Genomic DNA, 22838 nt, shown 5'->3' on the forward strand with positions numbered 1-22838 from the left:
GTCCTCATGAATTCGGCATCTGGGAAACAGGACTGGTGACGCGTCGGATACCGGCAGGGCCGCGCCCGGGCTGCGGGCTGGGCGGATTGCAGGCTCAGGCAGCGCGTCGGCCGCCCGGATTTCCTAGATGGTTCGGTTCATGGATCTGCTCTCTTCGTGCCGATTGATCCGGGGGCGCGGAGTTACGACCGCTGACGCCGGAGCGCAACCCGGAGTGACGCATTTTCGTGTTTGACGCGAGTTGTGTGGCTATCCGGACACAGTCTGGGCGCGCCCTCGTCCGGGCCTTACGGGGCGAGATCGGGCCGGGTCGCTGCGGCGACCTTCGCCTGCGTTTCCGCGTCGATCACGATGAGCTTGCGCGCATCCAGGTCCATCGGCGCGGCCACGCCCTCCATCGTCCACCAGGGCTTGCCCGTCGCGGGTTCGAGGACCCAGTGCACGAGATTGCGCACTTTCGGCCCCGCCGAGCGCAGTCCCGAGCGGATCACGAAACCGTCGCCCGTACGCGGCCAGCGCAGGGGGCGTATGCGGCATTCCAGAAGGACGGACCCGATGCGTCCGCCGCCCCTGGCATGCACCTCCGCTTCCTCGGGAAAGGCGGTGGTGAAATTGGTCACGCTGTCGGAGACGCGTCCGAGCAGGAATTCGGCGCGCAGGCGGCCGAATGCGTCCATCTCGGCATGGGTGAAACGGCCGCGGCCGATGGCTTCCAGCGCCATCCGGTCGGCCTTCGCCAGCGAAGCCTCGCCCGGCGGCGTGGCGGGGTCGATCCCGCGCGGCGCAGCGAAGTCTGGCCGGTCCACGCACAGGGCGCCGGCCCGGTCCGTGAAGCGCTGCGGCCAGGCAAAGTCATGGCCGGTCGTGGGATCGGTGTGCGAGAGCGTGACGCGGAAGCTGGCCGCAGGCTTGCCGCTGCCCGCATGGCGCATCACGAAAATCGCGTCGGCTTCGCAGTCGCGCATGTCCAGAAATCCGCCCTCGATGAAAAGCGGAGCGCCGGGATGGGCTTCGGCGAGGAAGCGGATATGGATGTCGCGCGGGATCAGCGTCGCGGCGACGTCGGCGCGGAGGACAGGGCTGAGTCCGGACAGTTCGGCGAGATTGCCGACCGCCTCGGCCATTTTGGCGAGATAGAAGCGCACATTGAAATGGCCCAGCTCGTCGCATTCCCAGGCATTCACGGAACCGCGCCAGAGTTCGGGCCAGCCAGTCGTTTCGGCAGATCGGGTCATGGTCCGGTGTCCCCTTCAGCGCCGGTCAGTGGCGGCATTTGGCGCAATGGCCGAAATGCTCGACCACGGAGCGTTCTATCACGAAGCCTTCGGGCGCATGGGTGGAAACCTCCGCGCCATGGCGTTCCTCGACCGCGCCGCAATCGGAGCAGATGAAGAGCTCGGCTCCGCCTTCGTCATGGGCGTGCGAGCAACCGACGAAGGCGTTGAGCGCCTCGACCTTGTGCACCAGCCCGGCGGTCATCAGGAAGTCGAGCGCCCGATAGACAGTGGGCGGCTTGGCGGCACCGGGTCCCGGTTTGAGCGCTTCGAGCAGGTCATAGGCCTTCACCGGCCCTTCGGCGGTGAGCACGAGTTCGAGCACGCGGCGGCGCACCGGGGTGAGCTTCTCGCCCCGTTCCGCGCAATGCGCTTCGGCTGCCACGAGGGCCTTATCGAGGGAATCACTGGTCATCTTGCCGATATTTAATCGTACTTGGCCGCATTTCCCAGCCGCAGCCTCTTGTCACCTCGGAAACGTTATAATATCACCACCCGAAATCAGATGTTATTTCATAACGGGGTCAATATGCGTTCGTTACTTTTCCTGTCCGCGGCATCCGCTTCGATTGCGCTCGCCGGGCTGCCGTCCGCGCTCGCTCAGACGGATGGCGAAGAGACCGATGACGTGATCCTGGTGACGTCGGCGCCGCTGGGCGTGGGTGCGGATGAAGTGGCCGGTGCGGTGGAGGTGGTGGACCGCCGTCATCTCGAAGACAATCTTGCCGGCTCTCTCGCCGATACGATCGCGCACGAGCCGGGTGTCTCCACCACTTTCTTCGGTCCGGCTGCCAGCCGGCCGGTGATCCGCGGTCTCGGTTCGGACCGGGTGCGGGTCCTGGTCAATGGTGTCGGCCTGATCGATGCCTCGACCAATTCCCCGGATCACGCCGTGGCGTCCGAGGCCCTGGAAGCGCAGCAGGTCGAAATCCTGCGCGGCCCGTCCGCGATCGCCTATGGCGGCGGCGCGATCGGCGGCGTGGTGAATGTGATCGACGGCCGGATTCCCGAAGCCCGTGCCGAGGACGGTTTCGAAGGTCGCTTCTATGGCGGGCTGACTTCGGTCGACAATGGCGAAACGGCGGCTGGCCGCGTCCGCTTCAATGCCGGCGAGTTCGTTTTCAATTTCGAGGCCCTTACGCGGACAGCGGACGATTACGAGATTCCCGGTCATGCGGAGTCCGAAGCTTTTCGCCTCTTCGAGGAAGCCGAAGAAGGCCCCGGCATCGAGGAAGAGCACCCGACAGGCACGGTAGACAATGCCGGCCTGACCTTCGATGCCGTGTCCGGCGGCGTCTCCTGGGTCGGCGAGAACGGCTATGTCGGCGTCGCCGTCAAGCGCTCGACCTCGCTCTATGGCGTACCGGGCGGTCATGCAGGTCATGAAGAGGAAGCGCCTGCGCCCGGCGAGCCCGGTCATGACGAGGACGTCCGGATCGATCTCGAACAGACCCGCTACGATCTGCGCGGCGAGTGGCGCGAACTCGGAGACCATATCGAGCGCGTGAAGTTCTCTTTCGGCCTCGGCGATTACGAGCATGTCGAACTCGAGGGCGACGAGATCGGCACCACTTTCCTGAACGAAGGCTGGGAAGGCCGTATCGAGGCGCGCCATGTCCCGGTCGATCGCTGGGGCGGCGTCTGGGAAGGCGCGGCCGGCATCCAGGCCTTCAATCGCGATTTCGCCGCGATCGGACCGGAGGCCTATGTGCCGCCGTCGCAGACCGAGGACTGGGGCATCTTCCTGGTCGAGCGCTGGGATGCCGACAGCTGGGGCGTCGAGGGCGGCCTGCGCCTCGAGACGCGCGATCTGACGACGCCGGCCGAAAGCCGCAGCTTCGACACGATGAGCGCATCCGGCTCTCTCTTTGTGCGGCCGCGCGGGGACACCTTCCTGGCCCTGACCGTGTCCAAGGCAGAGCGCGCTCCGACCGATGTCGAACTCTTCGCCGACGGCCCGCATGTCGCCACCCGCAGCTACGAGACCGGCAGTCCCGCGCTCGATGTCGAGGAAGCCCTCTCCGCCGAAATCACAGCGCGTACGGCCTTTGGCGACTGGGAGATGGAAACGGCGGTCTTCCGCGCCGATTACGACGGCTTCATCGCGGCCTTCCCCACCGGGGCCGAAGCGGATGGTTTCCCGGTCTATGCCTACCGCCAGGAAGACGTCGTGCTCAGCGGGTTCGAGGCCAGCCTCGAAGGGCCGGTCGGCCGTATCGGCGATTTCGACCTCGATGCCGAGCTGACCGCGGAATACGTGGATGGCGAGCTGGACGACGGCACCAATCTGCCGCGGCTTCCTCCTCTGGCGCTTATGGGCGGGCTGACCGCGCGCTCCGAGCGGCACACCTTCCACGCCGAAGTGGAATGGTCCGACGTCCAGGACGAAACCGCCCCGGGCGAGCTGAAGACGCAGTCCTACGTCCTGTTCAATGCGCGCTGGAGCTTCGAGCCGTTCGAGGACCGCGACCTTCGCGTCCTGCTCGAAGGCCGGAACCTGACCGATCAGGACGCACGCCTGCACACCTCCTTCCTCAAGGAACAGGTGCCCCTGCCCGGGCGCAATTTCCGGGCAGCGCTCGTTCTCGATTTCTGATGAAATCCCTTCGTGCGTCAGCCTGCCGCGCGGCGGGCTGACGCGCGGCGAAACGCGCAGTGTGACGAGTGCGGGAAAGGGTCCAGAAAGTCCACAGTTAATCTGGGGACAAAAGGAGCTTTCCCATGAAACGTCTTCTTCTTGGTGCCATCGCGGCGGGACTTGTCAGCGCAGCGCCGGCTTCGGCTGAATCGGGGGACTGGCTGGTTCGCCTGCGGGGCCTGAACGTCATTCCCGACGAAGGGGCGACGATCACGCCCATCGGTGGCGATGTCGATATCGACACCAGTATCGTCCCGGAACTGGACATCACCTATTTCGTCCACGACCAGTGGGCCGTCGAACTGATCCTCGCTGTGACACCGCACGACGTCGCGGCTGTCGACACGCTGGCCGGAGACATCGATCTGGGTGACGTCACCCTTCTGCCCCCGACGCTGACCCTCCAATACCACTTCAATCCGGACGGTCAGGTGCGTCCCTATGTCGGTGCCGGCGTGAACTATACCCACTTCTTCAATGAAGACCTGCCGGGCGGTTCGGCCCTGTCCACGATCGAGTACGACGACAGTTTCGGCCTTGCAGCACAGGCGGGTGTGGACTTCGCCCTGCAGGACGATTGGTTCCTCAATGTCGACGTCAAATACATCGATATCGACACCGATGTGCTGATCGACGGCGCCATCGCCGCCGATGTCGAGATCGACCCGCTCGTGGTCGGTGTCGGCTTCGGCCGCCGTTTCTGACCCTTCCGGTTTCGGCGAAAAACGCAGTGCGGTGCCGGGCTCCTCGCGAGTCCGGCACCGTTTTTGCTGTGACACCGGCAACCGCCTGCGTGCTCGCGTTGCCGGGTGCAGGGTAATCCGCTATCAAGCGCTGAAAGAACTGAAGGGGTTTGTACCATGGCCGACGCGCCCGCCACCGAGCCGCGCATTACGGGTAGTGTTCCGCTCTACAAGAATGTGGAGCCGCTCAACCGTCAAACGCACAAGACTTACGGTGTGAACACGGTTTCGCAGCCGTTCAATTTCCTCAAGGACTGGCATTTCGTCCCCGCAATCGCGGCCGAGTTTGCCTATGCCTGCGGCAGCTATCCGATCATCTTCCTCGGCGACAAGAAAATGCCGGTTCTGGTGATGGGGCTGCGCGAAGGATCGAACGTCTTCGTCACGGACGAAGGCACGTTCGACGACGATCACTACATTCCGGCCTATGTGCGCCGTTATCCGTTCGTGAGTGCGTCCAACGCGGACGATCAGCCCTCCACGGTGTGCGTCGATACGAGTGCGGAATTCGTCGTTTCCGAAAACCCGGAGCGTCCTTTCTTCGACGAAAACGGCGAGCCGACGGACTACACCAAGCAGGCCGTCGATTTCGTGTCCGCGTTCGAAAATGACGCCAAGGCAACCGAAGCCTTCATCGAGCGTCTCATCGCTCTCGATCTGCTCGAGACCAAGACGGTCAAGGTTTCCAATCCGCAGGATCCGGAAAACCCGGTGACGGTTGCGGAATACTGGGGCGTTGCCGACAAGAAGTTCGCCGAACTGTCCGGCGACCAGCTCAAGCAGCTGGCCCAGAATGGCGATCTCGGCGCGATTATGGCGCACATGATCTCGCTGCAACGCTGGGAACGCATTCTTCGCCGCACGTCCGCGAAGGCTGCCGGCGACGCTGCCAAGTCCTGATCCGACGGATCACGCGATTGAAACGGACGCACCTTCAGGTGCGGCCGTTTTCATTTCTGCAATCACCTTTCCGGGAGGTCGGTTAGACCTTTCGCGAAAACCCTCTATATCGGACGTCAGATTTCCGCTCCGGATATGTCACGAGGCTTGTTAATGCGTTTCCCGTTTGCGCTCCCGGCTCTGCTCGCCCTGACCTTTGCAGCCCTCGCGGCCCCTGCATCGGCCCAGCCGGGCTGGGCGCAGGGCGAACCCATCATCGAGGCGCAACTCGTCTCCGAACGCGCGCAGACCCTCCCCGGCGACAGTTTTCATATCGGCCTGCATCAGGTCATGCCCGAGGGCTGGCACACCTATTGGCGCAATCCGGGCGATAACGGCCTGCCGGCCACGCTCGACTGGACCGTTCCGGACGGGGTGAGCGTCGGCGAGATCGCCTGGCCGACGCCGATCGAGCTGCCCCTCACTGCCGACATCATGGATTACGGCTACAAGGGCGAGATCGTCCTGCCTGTCCCGGTAACATTGTCCGGCGATTATGCCGGCGACAGCGTGACCATCGGGCTGAGCGCGACCTGGCTCGTCTGCGAAGAGATATGCATCCCGGAGGAGGGCAGCTTTAGCATGACGCTGCCGGTCGGTGAGGCGCCCGTCCGGGACGAGGCCGGCTACTGGTATGTGCGCGGCGCGCTGGACGCCGTGCCGCAACCCGACCCGGCCCTAAGCGGCGGCGTGGACGTCGAGAACGGCCGTTTCGCCCTGCAGGTGTCCGGCGGCGATTTCGCCGGGGACCCGGCAAGCTGGCGCTCGGTGAAATTCTTCCCCTTCGAGGCCGGTCTGATCCGGCATGCCGCAGTCCAGACCGTCGAACCGGTCGAGGACGGTTTCCTGCTCCTGACGGAACCGGGTTATCGCGTCGAGGGCGCGCTCGAGCCCGGACAGTATGGCGGCGTCGTGACCTATGAACGCGATACCGGCAGCGGCTGGCAGCCGGCCGCGTTCGAGATCCGTGCCGAAGCCGGAGCCGTCACGGCGCCGATAGAGAACGCCGCTCCGGCCGCACCGCCTGCCGCACCGCTCCCGCTGGGCAATCTGGCCATGCTGTTCTTGCTAGCAGCCGGGGGCGGTCTGCTGCTCAATCTGATGCCCTGCGTCTTCCCGGTGCTCTCGATCAAGGTGCTGAAATTCGTCCGCGTCGCCCATAACGAGGCGGGCGCGATCCGGCTCCAGGGCGTCTTCTTCCTGATCGGGGTGCTGTCCAGTTTCGTGCTGCTCGCCGCGCTCCTCGTCGGATTGCGCGAATTCGGCCTGCCCGTCGGCTGGGGCTTCCAGCTGCAGGTGCCGGTCGTGGTAGCCAGCCTCGCCATGCTCTTCTTCGCCATCGGCCTCAATCTGCTGGGCGTGTTCGAGATCGGTACCCGCCTGATGGGCGCGGGATCGGGCCTGGCCGACCAGCCGGGCAAGCGTGGCGCCTTCTTCACCGGCGTGCTGGCCGTCGTGGTTGCCGCGCCCTGCGTCGGTCCGCTTGCTGCGGGCGCGCTGGGACTGGCTCTCACCCAGCCGGCCATCGTCGTGCTGCTGGTCGCGGCCGCGATGGGCCTGGGACTCGCCGCGCCCTTCGTCGTCTTTGCCTTCGCGCCGAGCCTGCTGCGTGTCCTGCCCAGGCCGGGCCAGTGGATGGTGATTTTCAAACAGCTCCTCGCCTTCCCGATGTTCGCATCGGTGGTCTGGCTGGGCTGGGTGCTTTCCATCCAGTCCGGCGCGACCGGCGTGCTCCTGCTCGGCATTGCCATGGTCCTGTTCGGGTTTGCGGTCTGGGCGCACAGCGTGAAGGGGGCCGCCTGGTCGGTCCTCGCCGCCATCGCCTTCGCCGCGACAATCGCCAGCGTGGTGGGCGTGTCGCGCCTGCCCGCGGCGACTGCGACGCCCGTCGATGGCGCTCGTTACGAAACCTGGTCCGAGGCGCGCGTGGCCGAATTGCAGGCGGGCGGCCAGGCGGTCTTCGTCGACGTCACGGCCGCCTGGTGCGTGACCTGCCAGGTCAACAAGGTCACCGTGCTGAACGATCGCAATGTGCAGGAGGCTTTCGAGCGCCTGGACGTGGTCGAGATGCGGGCCGACTGGACCAATCGGGACGAGGCAATCACGCAGCTCATCTATTCGCACGGCCAGGCGGGCGTGCCGCTCTATCTGCTTTATCCGGCAAATAGCGGCGAGCCGGAAGTTCTCCCGATCGTGCTGACCCGGTCCGGACTGGTCGAGGCGCTGGAAGCGGCGGCCGGCTAGTCGCGGGTCGCAGCCGGGCAGCTGGCGGGCAGTTCGACGCCCTCGATATCGGCATCGCTGTCCACGGCGGGGGCGATTTCGGCGGCGTCGCGCATCAGCTCGGAAATCTCACGATAGATATGCGCCTGCTCGGCCGCCGTCCCGGCGGTATTGAGCGCCTCAAGGCGGCGTGCCGCGTCTTCCGACATGCCGCGGAAAATGCAGCGCAGATCGACGGGACCGCCGGAGGCGTCGATGCGGCGGCTGATCAGCAGGGCCTCGACGGAGAATTGTTCCAGCTCGAAGGTGAGCGGGTCCTCGATACCCAGCGGCGTGGCGGGCGCTGCCGGCCGGGCGGCAGCCTCACGCGAGCGCTCAGCCGTCTGCGCTCCGATCGTCCGCGCGAAGGCCGCGAAGTCGGCGCCGGGACCGGCGAGGGCAGGGGCGCTGCCTGCGAGAACGAGGGCGGCCAGCAGCAGGGTGCGGCGGATCATGACGGAACTCCTCCGGGGTGTTGCGCGGATTATTCCACCTATCGTCTTGATTTCCTGTAAATCAGCGGCAATTGCATGGTCCGGGGTGCCAAAACGGGTTCACAGTCCCTCCCCTGGTATGGAAAACACCCCCAGACCTTTGACCGGAGACACAGATGAGCTCGAAGAAGCCCTTCAGACCCAAGGCCCGCCGTCCGCGCGGATTCGAAGACCGCAGCGGTTCCGTCCTCCGGGTCGAGCATCATCTCGTCGAGACGGCCAGCGCGGTCTATGACAGCTGGGGTTTCGAGCCGCTGCAGACGCCGGCTTTCGAGTTTGCCGACGCGCTGGGCAAATTCCTGCCGGACGAGGAACGTCCCAATGAAGGCGTCTTCGCTCTTGAAGACGATGACGGCCAGTGGTTGTCCCTGCGCTACGACCACACCGCGCCGCTGGCGCGCTTCGTGGCCGAGAACTATCAGGACCTGAACAAGCCTTATCGCCGCTATCAGGCGGGCGATGTCTTCCGCAACGAGAAGCCGGGGCCGGGCCGATTCCGGCAATTCGTCCAGTGCGACGCCGACACGGTGGGTGCGGCCAGTCCTGCGGCCGACGCCGAAATGATCGCCCTGGCGGCCGACGTCATGCGTGCCGTCGGGCTGAATGATGGCGACTACGTGGTGCGGGTGAATGACCGCCGCGTGCTCGACGGTGTGCTGGAAAGCATTGGCGCGGCCGATCCGGACCGTCGCATGCGCGTCTTGCGGGCGGCCGACAAGCTGGATCGTCTGGGCCGAGAGGGCGTGGCGGCACTGCTGGGTGAGGGGCGCAAGGACGAATCCGGCGACTTCACCGAAGGCGCCGGCCTCGACACGAAGGGGATCGACACTGTTCTCGCCTTTCTCGATGCCAGTGGTGGCAGCCGGGACGATGTGATCGCGCGCCTCGAGCCGCTGGTCGGCGCCTCGCAGGCCGGCCAGGACGGGCTGGCGGCGCTGGCGGAAATCCATGCTGTGCTGGCTGCGATCGGCGTCGGCGAAAGCCGGGCCGTGTTCGACCCGTCCGTGGTGCGCGGGCTGGGCTATTACACCGGCCCCGTTTTCGAAGCGGAATTGCTGGCCCAGGCGCATTACGAGGACGGCAAGCCGATCCAGTTCGGTTCGGTCGGCGGCGGCGGGCGCTATGACGATCTTGTCGCCCGCTTCACCGGTCAGGCCGTTCCGGCGACCGGTTTCTCTTTCGGCGTCAGCCGCTTCGCCGCGGCCCTGTCCGCGCTGGGTCTGGCCGGAGCTGCGACGGAAAAGCCGCTGGTGCTCGTCGTCAATGCGGAGAAGGGCCAGTCCGCGGAATACCTGGCCATGGCGGGCGAGCTGCGTGCGGCGGGCTTCCGCGCCGAAGCCTTCGTCGGATCGGGCAATATGGGCAAGCAGATGAAATATGCCGACCGCCGCGGTGCCGTCGCCGCAGTCATCGTCGGCTCGGACGAGCGCGAGAACGGCCAGGTGACGATCAAGGATCTCAAACTGGGCGCCCGGCTCGCCGCCGATATCAGCGACAACAAGCAATGGCGCGAAGAACAACCGGCCCAGCAGACCGTGTCCCGGGAAAGCTGGATCGAGGCTGTTCGCGAGCTGGCGGCAAGAAACGACTAGAGCCAAAAAGACGAAATCGGCGCGGTATTTATCCCCACGTCTTCGGATTACTGGGGTTGACGCAAGGGTAAGCCTGCGTCAACGTCACATCAGGACTGGACCTGACCGTCTTGTCCTTTGGCGTTTCGGGGAGGAGACGCCCTTTATCGACCAACCGTTATCTATGGGGCTGGCTTTGCCAGCCCCTTTTTTTGTCCCGATTTCCCGCGCTGAAGGCGATCCGGCAAAGAAAAACGGGCCGGCGCAGGCCGACCCGTTCTGTCCGTCCGGTTCGCGACCGGGTCAGTTGTCGTCGTCGGTCTCGACTTCGCGGCGGAGAATCACCACGCGTTCGCCGCCATCGAGCTCGATCACCTCGTCGTCGCCATCCATGTCGAAACGGTAGACATGGCGTTCGGCGCGGCGTTCGGCGTGACGCTCTGCGCGGCGGTCGTCCCGCGCGCCGTCGAGACGGTCGCTCTCAAGGCGGTTGAGCCAGTTGACGAGATCGTCGCCTTCCTGCTCCTCACCATTTATCCAGACGCGGCGGCGGCCGCTGTCATCCTGTTCGATGCGGACGTCGCGGCGTTCGACATGGATATCTTCGCCATCGCGATGGCGGCGCAGGATCGTGGCGTGATCCTCGCCGTGCATGGTCTCGCCGTCGCGATGAATGCGCATGCGGACGATCTCGCGCTCGGCGCGTTCGGCGTCGCGCACTGCGCGTTCCATTTCGCGCTCGGCACGCGCCATCTCGCGTTCGGCCCGGGCCATTTCCTCGCCGGCACGCCGGATCTCGACGCGCATGTGGCGGCGCATTTCGCCCTGCTCGCGCTCGGCCTCGCGCATCTCGACGCGCACCTCGCGCATGGCTTCGCGGACTTCCTCGCGGGCTTCGCGCAGGGCCTCGCGGACCTCTTCGCGCTCTTCGTCGCTCAGCTCGTCCCAGTCGTGGCCGCGGTAGTAGTGATCGCCGTCCAGATCTTCCAGAGTCGCCTGAAGGGACGTCATGACGTCGGCATGAATGCCGTCGATATCGACATCGAAGACCATCGCGTCCATGTCTTCGTGCATCCGCGCCAAGTGCTCGGCGCGCTCGGCCATGTGGAGTTCGAATTCGCCGTCGAAGCGCGTTTCGAATCCGCCGTCGACGACGCGGATTTCGTTGCCTTCGATGACCACCACGCTGTTGGGCGAGGCCTCGACGGCCTGTCCGTCGACCGTGACCGTGCCGTCATGGATTTCGACGCGCTGGCCGTTGATGAGAAGTTCGGTCTCGAAGCCGTCCCGTTCGATATGCAGCGTGCGCTCGCCGTTTTCGCCGCGCAGTTCGACGATCGGTCCGTCGCCGGCGACCACCACGCCGTAGTTGTCGGCCACGCGAACGCGGGTCTGCTGCTTGTCGTCGCCATCAATCGCGAAAGCGGCGGTGCCGAGGCTCGCGATCGCGGCACTGGCAAGAAGAATGCGTTTCATTTTGTGTCCCTCGATCAGTGTAGTTGTCACGACCCTGTCATTGATCATCTTACAGGCCCAGTTCTTCCGTCTGAATATTTCGTCATGTTGCGAAGTGCTCGGGCATGGACAGGAGGCGGGAAAGAAAGGGCGCGGCAGGTCGATAGGGGTGCCTGCCGCGCCAAGTCACGAAAGGGGCCGCAATCGTGAGCAATCACGGCCTGCATAAAGTGGCAAAGCCGGTCCGTCCGGATGCTTGCGCCGTTATGACCATTTTGACAGATCGCCGTCATTCTGGCTTACGGTTGACCGTCTGCGGGGCCTTCGCCCCGGCGGTGCGTGAAGAGTGGAGACATGGATGACGTTAAGGATGCCCAGTCGCCGGACGATGTTGCGCTGGGGCGCAGCCGGGGCCTGCGCCATCGGGGCCGGTGCTGCCGGCCTGCCCGCCGCGCTCGCGGAAGCCGCCGCCATGCCGCTGGACGAGAAGGTGGGCCGCATGCTGCTGCTCGGCTTCATCGGCTCCAGTGCCGAAACGACGGGTGCGGACATCATCGACGCCCATCTGCGCGCGCGCCGTATCGGCGGCGTGCTCTTCCTGCGCCATAATGTGCGCTCCCGCGAGGGCGCGGAGAGTTCCGCCCGCCGCTTCCGCGAGGCCGATCCGCATGCCTGGATGGCGATCGACCAGGAAGGCGGGCTGGTCCAGCGTCTCTCGCGCGATCTCGGCTATACCTGGATCCCGCGCGCCAAGCAGGTGGTCGAGGAGCGCGGCATGGCTGGCGCGGAGGAGATCTACGCAATCGGCGCGCGCGAATTCCGGGCTGCCGGCTTCAACATGAACCTCGCGCCCGTCGCCGATCTGCACGATCCGGAGAACGCCGTGATCGGACGGCATGGCCGCGCCTATGGCGATAACGGACGCGCCGTCGCCGAGTACGCCCACACCTTTATCGAGGCGTTCGAGGCGCAAGGCGCCGTCTGCGCTATCAAGCATTTCCCGGGACACGGACGCTCGCGCGGCGACAGCCATGATGGTTTCGTCGACATCTCCGAAACCTGGAGCGAGGCCGAACTGGACCCGTTCCGCCGTCTCATCGAGAGAAATTCCGCCCATCTCATCATGGGCGGGCATCTGATCAATCGCGAGCTCGATCCGAGCGGCGTCCCCGCGACCTTCTCGAAGGCCATTCTGGACGATCTCCTGCGCGACCGGCTCGGCTTTACCGGGGCGATCATGACCGACGATCTGGACATGGCCGCCATCCGCGAGAATTTCGATCAGCGCGAAGCCGTGCTCCGCGCCATCGAGGCCGGAAATGACATCATCATGATGTCAAATTCCGCCGCCCCCGACCCGGAGCTCCCGCAGCGCGTGACCGGCTGGGTCCGCGAGGCGATTGCCGGCGGCCGGTTGACGGAAGCGCGCATCGACGCCTCGGTCGCGCGGCTGGAAGCGCTGAAGGCGCGGGTGTGAGAAGGCGACAGTTTAACATGTGACCGGACATAAAATGGTGTGTGTCCCTGTTTTTCACGATTTTCTTCTGACAGCGCCGCTTCAAGGCAAGTTTAACCTGACAATGTCGTCTTAAAAATTACGCTCCCTATTACTATCGCAAAAAAACCACCCAAAATAAAAACCGATACTATAGTGACGAGATTTACAGCACTTGCAAAGATATGCTCAAATAATTTGTAATTATAATTTTTGGACTTACCAATGTTTGCATAATCAAATATTGAAATAATTATAAATGAAGTAACTAGAAAAATAAAAATTGATACAGCCAAGCTGGGAGCGATCCATTCATCGAGCACAGACTGCCCACCCCGGACAGCGAGAAAATACCAACCGACAGTGCCAAGGAGGAGAGCATACCGCACTACGCGCCCCGCAATTGCTTTACTCACCCCCATCCCCTTTTTCCAATCTAGTCCCCGGACTCGCTCACCTCTTCCGCAGCCCCTTCGCCGCGCAGATAGGTGCCGAGGAAGTCCACATACGCCTCTGACGCGGCGATGCGGTTGTCGCGGCGGCGGAAGCCGTGGCCTTCATCGGGGAAGAGCACGTATTCGACCGGCACGCCATTGGCCCGCACGGCGGCGACGAGCTCGTCGCTTTCCACCTGCAGGACCCGCGGATCGTTGGCGCCCTGGACGACGAGCATGGGGCGCTCGATGTTTTCGGCATGGAACAGCGGTGAGATGCGTTCATGGCGCTCGGCATCGGTGGCCGGATCGCCCATCTCGTCATAGAGCGCCTCGCGGAAGCTCTCCCACCAGGGCGGGATGGACTGCAGCGTGCGCACCCAGTTGGTGACGCCGAAAATATTGATGCCGACATCGAAGGCGTCCGGATGGAAGGTGAGGGCGGCCGCGGTCATATAGCCGCCATAGGAACCGCCGATCACGCCGACCTGGTCGCCATTGACCCAGTCCTGCTCGCGCAGCCAGTTGCCGGCGGAGACGATGTCCATCAGGTCTTCCTCGCCGTGCCGGCGGTCGTCCATGTGATAGAAGGTCTTGCCGTAGCCCGAGGAGCCGCGATTGTTCGCCGCGTAGACGGCATAGCCGTGATTGACCAGATGCTGGATGGTGGCGGAATAGCCGATCCGGCTCTGCCCGCCCGGACCGCCATGAACCCAGACGAGGGCGGGGACCGGATTGTCGGCGCTGGCGCCGTGCGGGCGGTAGAGAATGCCCGGGATTTCCAGCCCATCGAAGCTTTCGAAACGCACCACTTCGGCGTCCACCATCTCGTCTTCGGAAATGGCCGGGTTGAGCGCATTGGTCAGCTGGGCGTGATCCTGGGTCGCCAGATCGACCACATGCAGGTTTGAAGGCGAGGTGGCCGCATTGATCAGGAAGGCGATCTGCCCCTCATCGCGCGAGAAGCGGACCGAGCGCAAATCGCCGGCCGGCAGGTCGGGCAGGGTGACCGGCTCGCCGGTTCCGGTGTCGGTGATGGTCACGTCGGTGCGGGCATCGGCATTGACGCCCACGACGCGATAATCGCCGGAGGGCGAATAGCTGACATAGGAGACGTCCCAGTCGGCTTCGACGAGCGGCGCTTCCTCGCCGGTGACGAGATCGTAGGTCCAGGCCTGGTTGAACTCGCCATGCTCGTCGGTGGCGTAGACGAGGGCCTCGCTGTCCGGGGTGAAGGTGTAGACGCCATAGGCGATATTGCCCTCATGCTCCGTGATCAGCTGTGGCGCCGGATCGTCGGCGGCGAGGTCGACCAGGAGGATGTCGCTGTCGGCCGAGGTCCGGTTGCGCACCAGGGCGAGCCAGCGGCCGTCCGGACTGACATCGCCGATCTGCAGCGCATCCGTATTCTCGAACACGAAACCGCTCTCATAGCTCAGCGTGTCGTACTCGTAGATATCGAAGGCGCCCTGGTCGCGCTCATTCGTGGCGATCCAGATATCCTGTCCGTCCGGCGACCAGCCGATGAATCGCGCTTTCACATTATCGCCGGGGGTGAGGTCGGTGAGGCGTCCGTCGAGCTCGCGCACGAAGATGTGGTTGAGCTCGTCGCCGCCATTATCCGCGGTCACGAGGACGCGGTCGTCCTCGGGGAACCAGCTCACGGCATAGGTGGCATTGCTCTCCGACTGCGTCAGCGCCACACGGTCGCCGCTGGCCGGGTCCACCGCATAGGCGTTGAACACGCCGGTTTCGTCCGAGGAGATCAGGATATGTCCGGTCTCGGCCGAGAAGGCGTGCCCGCTGGACGCGGCCATGCCGAAGCTCGTCGTCATGTGGAAGGTGGCGGCGTCGTACTCGGCGACGCTTTCGGTGGCGGCGGCCTCGTTCGCCGCCTCGCCCGGAGACGCGTCTTCTGCGGGCTGGCAGGCCGCGAGCAGAATGGTGATGGCAGATGTTGCGAAAATGCGTGCCGGTATCATGACGGCCTCCCCCTGTGAGCGCTGCCGCAGCATAGCCGCAACCACAGGGCGGGTGGCAAGCAAAAGAAAAGGCCCGCTCCATCGGAGCGGGCCTTCGCTTGTACGGTCAGGTGACCGGCATGATTACATCATGCCGCCCCCGCAGACCGGCTTGCCGGTCTGCTCACCTTTCGATGATGGGCGGCTTCATGATGATTACATCATGCCGCCCATGCCACCCATTCCGCCCATGTCGGGCATGGCCGGGGCGCTGTCGTCCTTCGGGACGTCGGCGACGGCGGCTTCCGTTGTGATCAGCAGGGAGGCCACGGAGGCGGCGTCCTGCAGAGCCGTACGGACGACCTTGGCCGGGTCGATCACGCCGAAGGTGAGCATGTCGCCATACTCTTCGGTCTGCGCGTTGAAGCCGAAGGTGGCGGAGCTGTTTTCCAGCACCTTGCCGACGACGATCGAACCTTCGACGCCCGAATTCGTGGCGATCTGACGGATCGGGGACTGCAGGGCGCGAGCCACGATGGCGATGCCCTGGGTCTGGTCGGGATTGTCGCCTTCCAGACCGGCCAGCTTGGAGGAGGCCTTCAGCAGGGCGACGCCGCCGCCCGGAACGATGCCTTCTTCCACCGCGGCGCGGGTGGCGTTGAGGGCGTCGTCAACGCGGTCCTTCTTCTCTTTCACTTCGATCTCGGTGGCACCGCCGACCTTGATCACCGCAACGCCGCCGGCCAGCTTGGCCAGGCGTTCCTGCAGCTTCTCGCGGTCGTACTCGGAGGAGGTGTCCTCGATCTGGCGGCGGATCTGCGTCACGCGCGCCTCGATCTCTTCCTTGCCGCCGATGCCGTCGACGATCGTCGTGTCATCCTTGGTGATGGTGACGCGCTTGGCGGAGCCGAGCATGTCCAGGCTCACCGTTTCCAGCTTGATGCCGAGGTCTTCGGAGATGACCTGGCCGCCGGTCAGGATGGCGATGTCTTCCAGCATGGCCTTGCGGCGATCGCCGAAGCCCGGAGCCTTCACGGCCGCGATCTTCAGGCCGCCCCGCAGCTTGTTGACCACGAGGGTGGCCAGCGCTTCGCCTTCCACGTCTTCCGCGATGATGAGCAGCGGACGACCGGACTGCACGACCGATTCGAGGATCGGCAGCATCGGCTGGAGCGAGGTGAGCTTCTTCTCGAAGAGCAGGATGTAGGGCTCTTCCAGCTCGGCCTGCATCTTGTCGGCGTCGGTGATGAAGTAGGGCGACAGGTAGCCGCGATCGAACTGCATGCCTTCGACGACGTCGAGCTCGGTCTCGAGGGATTTGGCTTCCTCGACCGTGATCACGCCTTCATTGCCGACCTTGTCCATGGCCTTGGCGATCATGTCGCCGATTTCCTTCTCGCCATTGGCGGAGATGGTGCCGACCTGGGCGACTTCGTCCGAACCCTTGATCGGGGTGGAGATGGACTTGATGTCCTCGACCACCACCGCGACGGCCTTGTCGATGCCGCGCTTGAGGTCCATCGGGTTCATGCCGGCCGCAACCGACTTCATGCCTTCGCGGACGATGGACTGGGCCAGGACCGTGGCGGTCGTGGTGCCGTCGCCGGCGACGTCATTGGTCTTGGAGGCGACTTCGCGCAGCATTTGCGCGCCCATGTTCTCGAACTTGTCGGTCAGCTCGATTTCCTTGGCGACCGAAACGCCGTCCTTCGTGGTGCGCGGAGCGCCGAAGGATTTCTCGATCACCACATTGCGGCCCTTCGGACCCAGCGTGACCTTGACGGCGTTGGCGAGCGTGTCGACACCGCGCAGCATGCGCTCGCGGGCGTCGGAGGAGAAAAGTACGTCTTTGGCAGACATGTCTCTGTATCCGTTTTCTAGAGTGTCGTTTCAGGGGGAGGGCGGCTGATTAAGCGCCCATCACGCCGAGGATGTCGGACTCTTTCATGATCAGGAGTTCTTCACCGTTCAGGGTGACTTCGGTTCCCGACCATTTGCCGAACAGGATGCGGTCGCCGGCCTTGACGTCCAGCGGACGCACGGAGCCGTCTTCCTTGATCGCGCCGCCGCCGACGGCGACGACTTCGCCTTCCTGCGGCTTCTCTTTGGCCGTATCCGGGATGATGATCCCGCCCTTGGTCGTGGACTCTTCTTCGACGCGCTTCACAAGCACGCGGTCGTGCAGGGGACGAAAGGTCATCTTTGTCTTTCTCCAACAAGAGGACTGTGGTTCCGACAGCGACCGGGGTGCGTTAGCACTCACCCCAGCCGACTGCTAACAGCGGGCAGATAGGCGGTGACCGCAGGGGCGTCAAGAGGTGGCAAATGGGAATCTTCGGCCCAGGTGCAGTAAGGCGGAAAGCCTTGTTCCGACAAGGCGCTGCCAAGCCGCTGGCAAGGGCCGGTCATTTGCCGTTCATACGGGTCCGGCTATCGGGCATCTGGAAAGACTGTCATATTCGGCAGTATGATGTTCGATACACCACCAGCGGTAGCTAAAAGGTAGAACCCATGAAACTTCGCTTCGCAGTCATTCCCCTGACGGCCCTGGCCATGGTTGCCTGCACGACGACGGATCCGGTCACCGGCGAAACGCGTCCGAACTATACCGGCCGCGGCGTCCTGATCGGCGCAGCCGCCGGTGCCGCGCTGGGCTATATGACCAATACGTCCGACAGCGAGGAAGGCCGGACCAACGCCCTCATCGGCGCGGGTATCGGCGCGCTCGCGGGCGGCGCCATCGGCAATTACATGGACCGCCAGGAAGCCGCCATGCGCGAGGCGCTGAGCGATACCGGCGTCGGCGTTCGCCGCGAAGGAAACGATCTTCGCCTGATCATGCCGGGCGATGTGACCTTCGACACCAATTCGGCCAGCATCAAGGGCGAGTACTACGCCATCCTCAACGATGTCTCGGTGGTGCTGAACCGCTATCCGGCGACCTATGTCGACGTCATCGGTCATGCCGACTCGACCGGCGCTGCCGACTACAATCAGCGCCTGTCCGAGCAGCGCGCCTCTTCGGTCGGCTCCTATCTCATCGCCCAGGGCGTACTGCGCGACCGCTTCTACATCGCCGGCATGGGCGAACGCTCGCCGATCGCCGACAATTCGACGGCCTATGGCCGCCAGCAGAACCGCCGCGTTGAAATCCTGATCCGCCCGCACGTGGCTTGACCGGGACTGTCTGAAACTGAATCTGGAAGCGGCCCGCCTTGTGCGGGCCGTTTTTGGTTGGGGCGGGTGGAATTGTGACGGGTGGGATTGGCGCGGCAAGCTCACCTGTTCCTGTTTCTTGCGCATACCGGGGCTCTCGCGCCTCGCGCAGACGTACCCATACATCTCATGCCAGCCAGCAGGCCGCACGGGGCCAGCGCCGTCAAGGCCGCCTTCGGCGTCGCACAGCGGGCATGCGCCTTGACGGCGCTGGACCCGTGCGGCGGAATCTCGGCAAGAGATGAATGGGGAAGTGGGCGCGGCGGACGCGCCTAACTTCTCACACACACACTCTCTCTCCGTATCCCTTATTCCTTCGCCTCTCTCCACACACCCCGTCATCCCTCGGTGAGCGCGCAGCGGTCATTCGGGGGACTTCACCTATCCTGTCAGCGTGAGTGACGAGATCTCCCGGACAAGCCGGGGGATGGCGGTGGTCGGGAGGATGCGGGGATTGGAGCGAGGGGGCGAGCGCCATAAGGCGGGAAGAATGTCCGCGTTAGATTCGTCTGCCCCTTTTGCTCGCTCGCCGCAGAATTCCCCCGCTCGGTGCGAGATCTGCCCGGTGCTATTTCTCCCCATGGCGTTCCGGCCGATCGAGAAGGTCCATGACCCGGGTGGAAAGCGGTTTTTCGTCGAGCGCCTTTTCCAATCTCGCGATCGTTGCGATCGCATCGCCGGCTTCCGCGTTCAGCTCGGTTGCGGCCTTGTTGAGGGCATCGAAGAGTCGTTCCATTTCCTGCGCCAATGCTTCGCCCTTCTCTGTCAAAGCCAGCACGCGTCGTCGGCCATCGTGTTCGTCGGGACGCGAGGCGATCAGGCCGGCCTGTTCGAGGCCCGTGCGGATAACGCTGACGGAGACGTGGGAAACGCGCAGGCGGTCGGCGATATCCGTAACCGACATGGGTGTCCCGTCCAGGAGGCAGTTGAACACGGGAAACCAGCGCTGTTCGAAGGCGACACCGAACTTGTCATATAAAGACTTGGCGTCGCGATCCATGCGATCGCTCAGGCGCCGTAATCGGCCGCCCAAGGCGGCCGCACCTTGCGCCTGCACGGCATCGATCGCGGGATTTTCTGAAGGGGTATCAGTGTGGCTTGACATATCCGTAATCAGTTACATAAATAATTGGACTGTGTCCAAGATGAAAGTGAAATCAGCGTATGTCGATCCCGCTCATATCCCGCCGTGACGCTCTAACCCTCGGTGTCGCAACGGCCTCGTCCCTGGCGATCTCCGGCTGCATGGGAGGGCGTTCCCGCGCGTCCGCTCTGGCGGCTCACGCTTCCAATCTTGCCACAGCCGATGATTTCAGCGGAGCCGTCCTGCTCGCACGAAACGGCACCATCGAGTTCGAGGGAGCCTATGGTCTGGCGGACCGGCGGACAGGGCAGCCAAACACCACGTCGACCAAATTCAGCCTGGCGTCGCTGTCCAAGATGTTCACAGCGGTCTGCATACTGCAGCTGGTCGAGGCCGGCGCCATTTCACTCCAGGATACGATAGGCAACTATCTGCCCGACTATCCGAACCGCACGGCATCGACCCGCGTAACGGTCGAACACCTTCTCATGCACACGTCGGGGATCGGCAATTACTGGGAAGGGCTGGACGCCCTGGAAGGCGAAAGGCCGGACACGCATCGCGACTATCTTTCCTTGTTCGCGGACATTCCCCTCGAGCATGAGCCGGGGTCTGCCTTTTCCTATTCGAATGGTGGATACATCGTCCTGGGCTTGATCATCGAGGCCGTGACCGGCAGCAGCTATTACGATCACGTGCGAAGCGCGGTCTTCGACAGGGCCCGGATGAACGACACCGGCTTTCCGCGGCTTGACGAGACTGTCCCCGATCGAGCGATCGGCTATATGAGGTCGCTCGAACATCCGGGCGAATGGGAGGATTGCACCGAACGCTGGGAGCAACGCGGGAGTGCCGCGGGCGGCGCCATGTCGACCCTCGCCGACCTGCACCGTTTCGTCGTGGCGCTCAATAATCACCGCCTGCTGGGCCCTGAAATGACAGCGGTCTTTTTGCAAGGGCGCAGCGAGACACCGATCGGCAATTACGGTTATGGGGTGATCGAGCAAACGCTCAATGGTCAACGTGTTCTGGGCCATTCCGGTGGGCATTACGGCGTTGCCGTCGAATTGATGATCTTCCCGGATCAAGACACCACCTTCATCGTGCTCACCAACGGCGATGTCGACGGCTATTGGGGTGTCGAGATGTTTGCCCATGAACTCATCGTCGGGCCGACGGACGAGACGCGTAGTTATGCTTTCACTCAGGACCTCATCGCAGCAACCGTGTCGATGGGCCATGAAGCCGGGTTGGCGATGTTCCGTCGCGATGAAACGGCCCGCGAACCGCGACGAGGCGTCATCGAACTTGCCGCTTTCAAATACATCCACCGCGGACAGAGCGATGCGGGCCTCAACCTCTTGCGCCTCAATCGGGCGATCAGCCCGGATTCAGATGACGCAATCTTCAGCCTGGCGCAGGGGCTGCGCGTAACCGGCCGCGAGGTCGAAGCGCTGGACATGTACCGGGCCTATATCGAACGGGTTCCGGACAGCACAGAGGCACAAGCCTTTATCGACCAGCTCAACGGGGACGCTCCTTAGGGAAATACGGGAGCCCGTTCGGCGATATCCCTCATGCGGTCGGGAGTCCTTCAGGACAAGCCGGGGCATGACGGTGTTCGAGGGGATGCGGGAAACGGGAGAGGGCAGGGGGAAACCGGAAGCCTCTCCCGCGGCAATCCCCGCTTATCCTCCGAGGCTGCGCACTTGCTATACTCCCCGGGCTCTTTGACATCCGCAAATCCGCCCGGGCCGGCGAAACCACAGGCCCGAACCGCTGTCTGAGCGCCGCGTGGTAGTCGTTGTAGTAGCAGTCGACGTGCACGTCCCGACGACTACCACCCGCATTCCTGCGCCCCGCTTTATTTTATGAGCGCTATTGGGATTCAACGGGTTACGTCAATTTTATTCAAACTGGTTTACCTTCGTTAACTAAACGACAACCGCGTGCGACACAGCTTAACCTTCAAGCCCGCGTAGCGATTCGGTTGTCCCTGGCACCGGCTTGCTTGCTCAAACGCCACAGCCGAGGTCCGACATGCCCCGCGCGTCCGACATTCTCATTCTCCTGACCTACCTCATGGTCGCCGCCGTTGCCGCGATCGGGTTCGAGTATTTCGGTCTGATGCCGTCGCTGTCCGCCTGGATGATGGGCGCGATCGTCTTCGTCGTCGCCGGCATGGCGCATCTCTCCGCCGCCCGCGGCCAGGAACGCCGCTATTTCGAGGCGGAGATACACAATCTCAAGGCTGCCAATCTGGAGCTGGCCGAGGAATTCGAGGCCGCCCAGGCGCGGCTCGACCAGATTGCCGACGAGCTGCGCGCCGAGGCGATCGAGCGCGACAATGCGCTCGCCCATGAGATGCGCGTGCTGGAAGACATGATCCACAATGCCGGCGATGCCTCGTCCTACACCACGGGCAGCGGCTCGGGGTCCCAGATCAATGCGGATATCGATACGGTCCGCGAGGCGCTGAAGAATAATCGCGTCGATCTCTACCTGCAGCCCATCGTGACGCTGCCGCAGCGGCGCATCGCCTATTACGAGAGCTATACCCGCCTGCGCGACACGACGGGCCGCGTGCTCACGCCGACCGCTTTCATCGCCGCTGCCGAGCAGGCCGGCCTGATGCCGGAAGTCGACAAGCTCCTTCTGTTCCGCTGCGTGCAGATCGTACGCCGCCTGACCGGTCAGGACCGCCGCGTGGGGATTTTCTGCAATATTTCCCTGCACGCACTTTCCGACGAGACCTTCTTCCCGGAATTCCTCGACTTCGTGCGCGAGAACAAGGACCTCGCCGGTTCGCTGATCTTCGAGATCTCGCAGCGCGCCTTCGAGGAACGCGATGCCGTCGCGGCCCGCAACATGGCCCGCATGGCCGATTTCGGCTTCCGCTTCTCCATCGACCAGATCCATCATGTGGACCTGGATCTGAGCGAGATGGAGCGCGCCGGGGTCCGCTTTGCGAAGCTGGGCGGCCGCCGCCTGCTTGACGCGATCGAGAATTACGAGCCGATCGCCGGCTACGAGCCGGGGGCCATCGCCACCGAGGACATGGCCGGTCTGTTCGCCCGCCATGGCATCGAGCTCATCGTCGACAAGGTCGAGGACGAATCCACCGTGGTCGAAGTGCTGGAACTGGACGTCGCCTACGGCCAGGGTCACTTGTTCGGCGAGCCGCGCCCGGTACGCGACGACGTGCTGGACACGGCGACCGAGAGCAATGTGGTGCGTCTGGCCAGCTGATGGCCGATTGACCCGGGCCGCCG

At 64.0% G+C, this 22838-nt stretch carries 18 protein-coding genes; 9 read left to right on the plus strand and 9 right to left on the minus strand.

Annotated features, from left to right (window positions below; genetic code table 11):
* Positions 1-287: 287 nt before the first annotated feature.
* Together AC13HB_RS05470 and AC13HB_RS05475 are read right to left on the minus strand one after the other, a co-directional pair.
* Entirely contained in the window at positions 288-1235 is a 948-nt protein-coding gene (locus AC13HB_RS05470; protein ID WP_482948724.1) for a thioesterase family protein, read from the minus strand.
* 25 nt (positions 1236-1260) lie between these two features.
* Positions 1261-1689 carry a transcriptional repressor gene (locus AC13HB_RS05475; protein WP_482948725.1) on the minus strand — a complete coding sequence of 143 codons (429 nt, stop codon included), beginning with the start codon at positions 1687-1689 and terminating at the stop codon, positions 1261-1263.
* Positions 1690-1803: 114 nt separating this feature from the next.
* Here AC13HB_RS05475 and AC13HB_RS05480 point away from each other — a divergent pair, with 114 nt between their 5' ends.
* From AC13HB_RS05480 to AC13HB_RS05495, 4 genes are all read left to right on the plus strand, one after another.
* Complete coding sequence (locus tag AC13HB_RS05480; protein ID WP_482948726.1) at positions 1804-3870, plus strand: TonB-dependent receptor; 2067 nt, start codon at positions 1804-1806, stop codon at positions 3868-3870.
* Between the two features lie 125 nt (positions 3871-3995).
* Complete coding sequence (locus tag AC13HB_RS05485; protein ID WP_482948727.1) at positions 3996-4616, plus strand: OmpW/AlkL family protein; 621 nt, start codon at positions 3996-3998, stop codon at positions 4614-4616.
* A 156-nt stretch (positions 4617-4772) separates the two neighbouring features.
* Positions 4773-5555, plus strand: a complete 783-nt coding sequence (locus AC13HB_RS05490; RefSeq protein WP_482948728.1) for a SapC family protein — start codon at positions 4773-4775, stop codon at positions 5553-5555.
* A gap of 153 nt (positions 5556-5708) precedes the next feature.
* Positions 5709-7838 (plus strand): protein-disulfide reductase DsbD family protein, encoded by a 2130-nt coding sequence (locus AC13HB_RS05495; protein ID WP_482948729.1) that lies wholly within the window; start codon positions 5709-5711, stop codon positions 7836-7838.
* On the opposite strand, the gene AC13HB_RS05500 is transcribed toward AC13HB_RS05495, so the two are convergent.
* Positions 7835-8311 carry a hypothetical protein gene (locus AC13HB_RS05500; RefSeq protein WP_482948730.1) on the minus strand — a complete coding sequence of 159 codons (477 nt, stop codon included), beginning with the start codon at positions 8309-8311 and terminating at the stop codon, positions 7835-7837. The two genes, AC13HB_RS05495 and AC13HB_RS05500, sit on opposite strands and share 4 nt — an antisense overlap.
* Positions 8312-8466: 155 nt before the next feature.
* Between AC13HB_RS05500 and hisS the strand changes: the two genes are divergently transcribed.
* Positions 8467-9942, plus strand: a complete 1476-nt coding sequence (gene hisS / locus AC13HB_RS05505; RefSeq protein ID WP_482948731.1) for a histidine--tRNA ligase — start codon at positions 8467-8469, stop codon at positions 9940-9942.
* A 282-nt stretch (positions 9943-10224) separates the two neighbouring features.
* Here the strand turns inward: hisS and AC13HB_RS05510 are convergent, their stop codons facing one another.
* Positions 10225-11397, minus strand: coding sequence for a hypothetical protein (locus AC13HB_RS05510; protein WP_482948732.1), 1173 nt, complete (start codon positions 11395-11397; stop codon positions 10225-10227).
* A gap of 337 nt (positions 11398-11734) precedes the next feature.
* Here AC13HB_RS05510 and AC13HB_RS05515 point away from each other — a divergent pair, with 337 nt between their 5' ends.
* A complete protein-coding gene (locus AC13HB_RS05515; protein ID WP_482948733.1) occupies positions 11735-12853 on the plus strand; it encodes a glycoside hydrolase family 3 protein in 1119 nt (372 codons plus the stop codon).
* Between the two features lie 92 nt (positions 12854-12945).
* Here AC13HB_RS05515 and AC13HB_RS05520 read toward each other — a convergent pair whose 3' ends face one another.
* The 4 genes from AC13HB_RS05520 to groES all read right to left on the minus strand — a co-directional run bounded on the left by AC13HB_RS05520 (position 12946) and on the right by groES (position 17466).
* The gene (locus AC13HB_RS05520; protein ID WP_482948734.1) at positions 12946-13287 is read right to left on the minus strand and encodes a hypothetical protein; all 342 of its coding nucleotides are present in this window, start codon (positions 13285-13287) and stop codon (positions 12946-12948) included.
* A gap of 20 nt (positions 13288-13307) precedes the next feature.
* Complete coding sequence (locus AC13HB_RS05525) at positions 13308-15287, minus strand: S9 family peptidase (protein WP_482948735.1); 1980 nt, start codon at positions 15285-15287, stop codon at positions 13308-13310.
* 195 nt (positions 15288-15482) lie between these two features.
* Complete coding sequence (gene groL / locus AC13HB_RS05530; protein WP_482948736.1) at positions 15483-17126, minus strand: chaperonin GroEL; 1644 nt, start codon at positions 17124-17126, stop codon at positions 15483-15485.
* A gap of 49 nt (positions 17127-17175) precedes the next feature.
* Entirely contained in the window at positions 17176-17466 is a 291-nt protein-coding gene (gene groES / locus AC13HB_RS05535) for a co-chaperone GroES (RefSeq protein ID WP_482948737.1), read from the minus strand.
* A 311-nt stretch (positions 17467-17777) separates the two neighbouring features.
* On the opposite strand from groES, the gene AC13HB_RS05540 reads away from it, so the two are divergent.
* Positions 17778-18443 (plus strand): YiaD family glycine zipper/OmpA-like lipoprotein, encoded by a 666-nt coding sequence (locus tag AC13HB_RS05540; protein ID WP_482948738.1) that lies wholly within the window; start codon positions 17778-17780, stop codon positions 18441-18443.
* A 607-nt stretch (positions 18444-19050) separates the two neighbouring features.
* Here AC13HB_RS05540 and AC13HB_RS05545 read toward each other — a convergent pair.
* Positions 19051-19482 carry a MarR family winged helix-turn-helix transcriptional regulator gene (locus tag AC13HB_RS05545; protein WP_482948739.1) on the minus strand — a complete coding sequence of 144 codons (432 nt, stop codon included), beginning with the start codon at positions 19480-19482 and terminating at the stop codon, positions 19051-19053.
* Positions 19483-19646: 164 nt separating this feature from the next.
* Between AC13HB_RS05545 and AC13HB_RS05550 the strand changes: the two genes are divergently transcribed.
* Both AC13HB_RS05550 and AC13HB_RS05555 read left to right on the plus strand, forming a co-directional pair.
* Positions 19647-21110 (plus strand): serine hydrolase domain-containing protein, encoded by a 1464-nt coding sequence (locus AC13HB_RS05550; RefSeq protein WP_482948740.1) that lies wholly within the window; start codon positions 19647-19649, stop codon positions 21108-21110.
* Between the two features lie 496 nt (positions 21111-21606).
* Positions 21607-22815 carry an EAL domain-containing protein gene (locus tag AC13HB_RS05555; protein ID WP_482948741.1) on the plus strand — a complete coding sequence of 403 codons (1209 nt, stop codon included), beginning with the start codon at positions 21607-21609 and terminating at the stop codon, positions 22813-22815.
* Positions 22816-22838 lie beyond the last annotated feature (23 nt).

This window comes from Maricaulis sp. B-26 (assembly GCF_056857855.1).

Bases quoted from the DNA above. Each gene is read 5' to 3' on its own strand.
- AC13HB_RS05470 (WP_482948724.1), bottom strand. From the start codon at position 1,235: ATGACCCGATCTGCCGAAACGACTGGCTGGCCCGAACTCTGGCGCGGT.
- AC13HB_RS05475 (WP_482948725.1), bottom strand. From the start codon at position 1,689: ATGACCAGTGATTCCCTCGATAAGGCCCTCGTGGCAGCCGAAGCGCAT.
- AC13HB_RS05480 (WP_482948726.1), top strand. From the start codon at position 1,804: ATGCGTTCGTTACTTTTCCTGTCCGCGGCATCCGCTTCGATTGCGCTC.
- AC13HB_RS05485 (WP_482948727.1), top strand. From the start codon at position 3,996: ATGAAACGTCTTCTTCTTGGTGCCATCGCGGCGGGACTTGTCAGCGCA.
- AC13HB_RS05490 (WP_482948728.1), top strand. From the start codon at position 4,773: ATGGCCGACGCGCCCGCCACCGAGCCGCGCATTACGGGTAGTGTTCCG.
- AC13HB_RS05495 (WP_482948729.1), top strand. From the start codon at position 5,709: ATGCGTTTCCCGTTTGCGCTCCCGGCTCTGCTCGCCCTGACCTTTGCA.
- AC13HB_RS05500 (WP_482948730.1), bottom strand. From the start codon at position 8,311: ATGATCCGCCGCACCCTGCTGCTGGCCGCCCTCGTTCTCGCAGGCAGC.
- hisS (WP_482948731.1), top strand. From the start codon at position 8,467: ATGAGCTCGAAGAAGCCCTTCAGACCCAAGGCCCGCCGTCCGCGCGGA.
- AC13HB_RS05510 (WP_482948732.1), bottom strand. From the start codon at position 11,397: ATGAAACGCATTCTTCTTGCCAGTGCCGCGATCGCGAGCCTCGGCACC.
- AC13HB_RS05515 (WP_482948733.1), top strand. From the start codon at position 11,735: ATGACGTTAAGGATGCCCAGTCGCCGGACGATGTTGCGCTGGGGCGCA.
- AC13HB_RS05525 (WP_482948735.1), bottom strand. From the start codon at position 15,287: ATGATACCGGCACGCATTTTCGCAACATCTGCCATCACCATTCTGCTC.
- groL (WP_482948736.1), bottom strand. From the start codon at position 17,126: ATGTCTGCCAAAGACGTACTTTTCTCCTCCGACGCCCGCGAGCGCATG.
- groES (WP_482948737.1), bottom strand. From the start codon at position 17,466: ATGACCTTTCGTCCCCTGCACGACCGCGTGCTTGTGAAGCGCGTCGAA.
- AC13HB_RS05540 (WP_482948738.1), top strand. From the start codon at position 17,778: ATGAAACTTCGCTTCGCAGTCATTCCCCTGACGGCCCTGGCCATGGTT.
- AC13HB_RS05545 (WP_482948739.1), bottom strand. From the start codon at position 19,482: ATGGATCGCGACGCCAAGTCTTTATATGACAAGTTCGGTGTCGCCTTC.
- AC13HB_RS05550 (WP_482948740.1), top strand. From the start codon at position 19,647: ATGTCGATCCCGCTCATATCCCGCCGTGACGCTCTAACCCTCGGTGTC.
- AC13HB_RS05555 (WP_482948741.1), top strand. From the start codon at position 21,607: ATGCCCCGCGCGTCCGACATTCTCATTCTCCTGACCTACCTCATGGTC.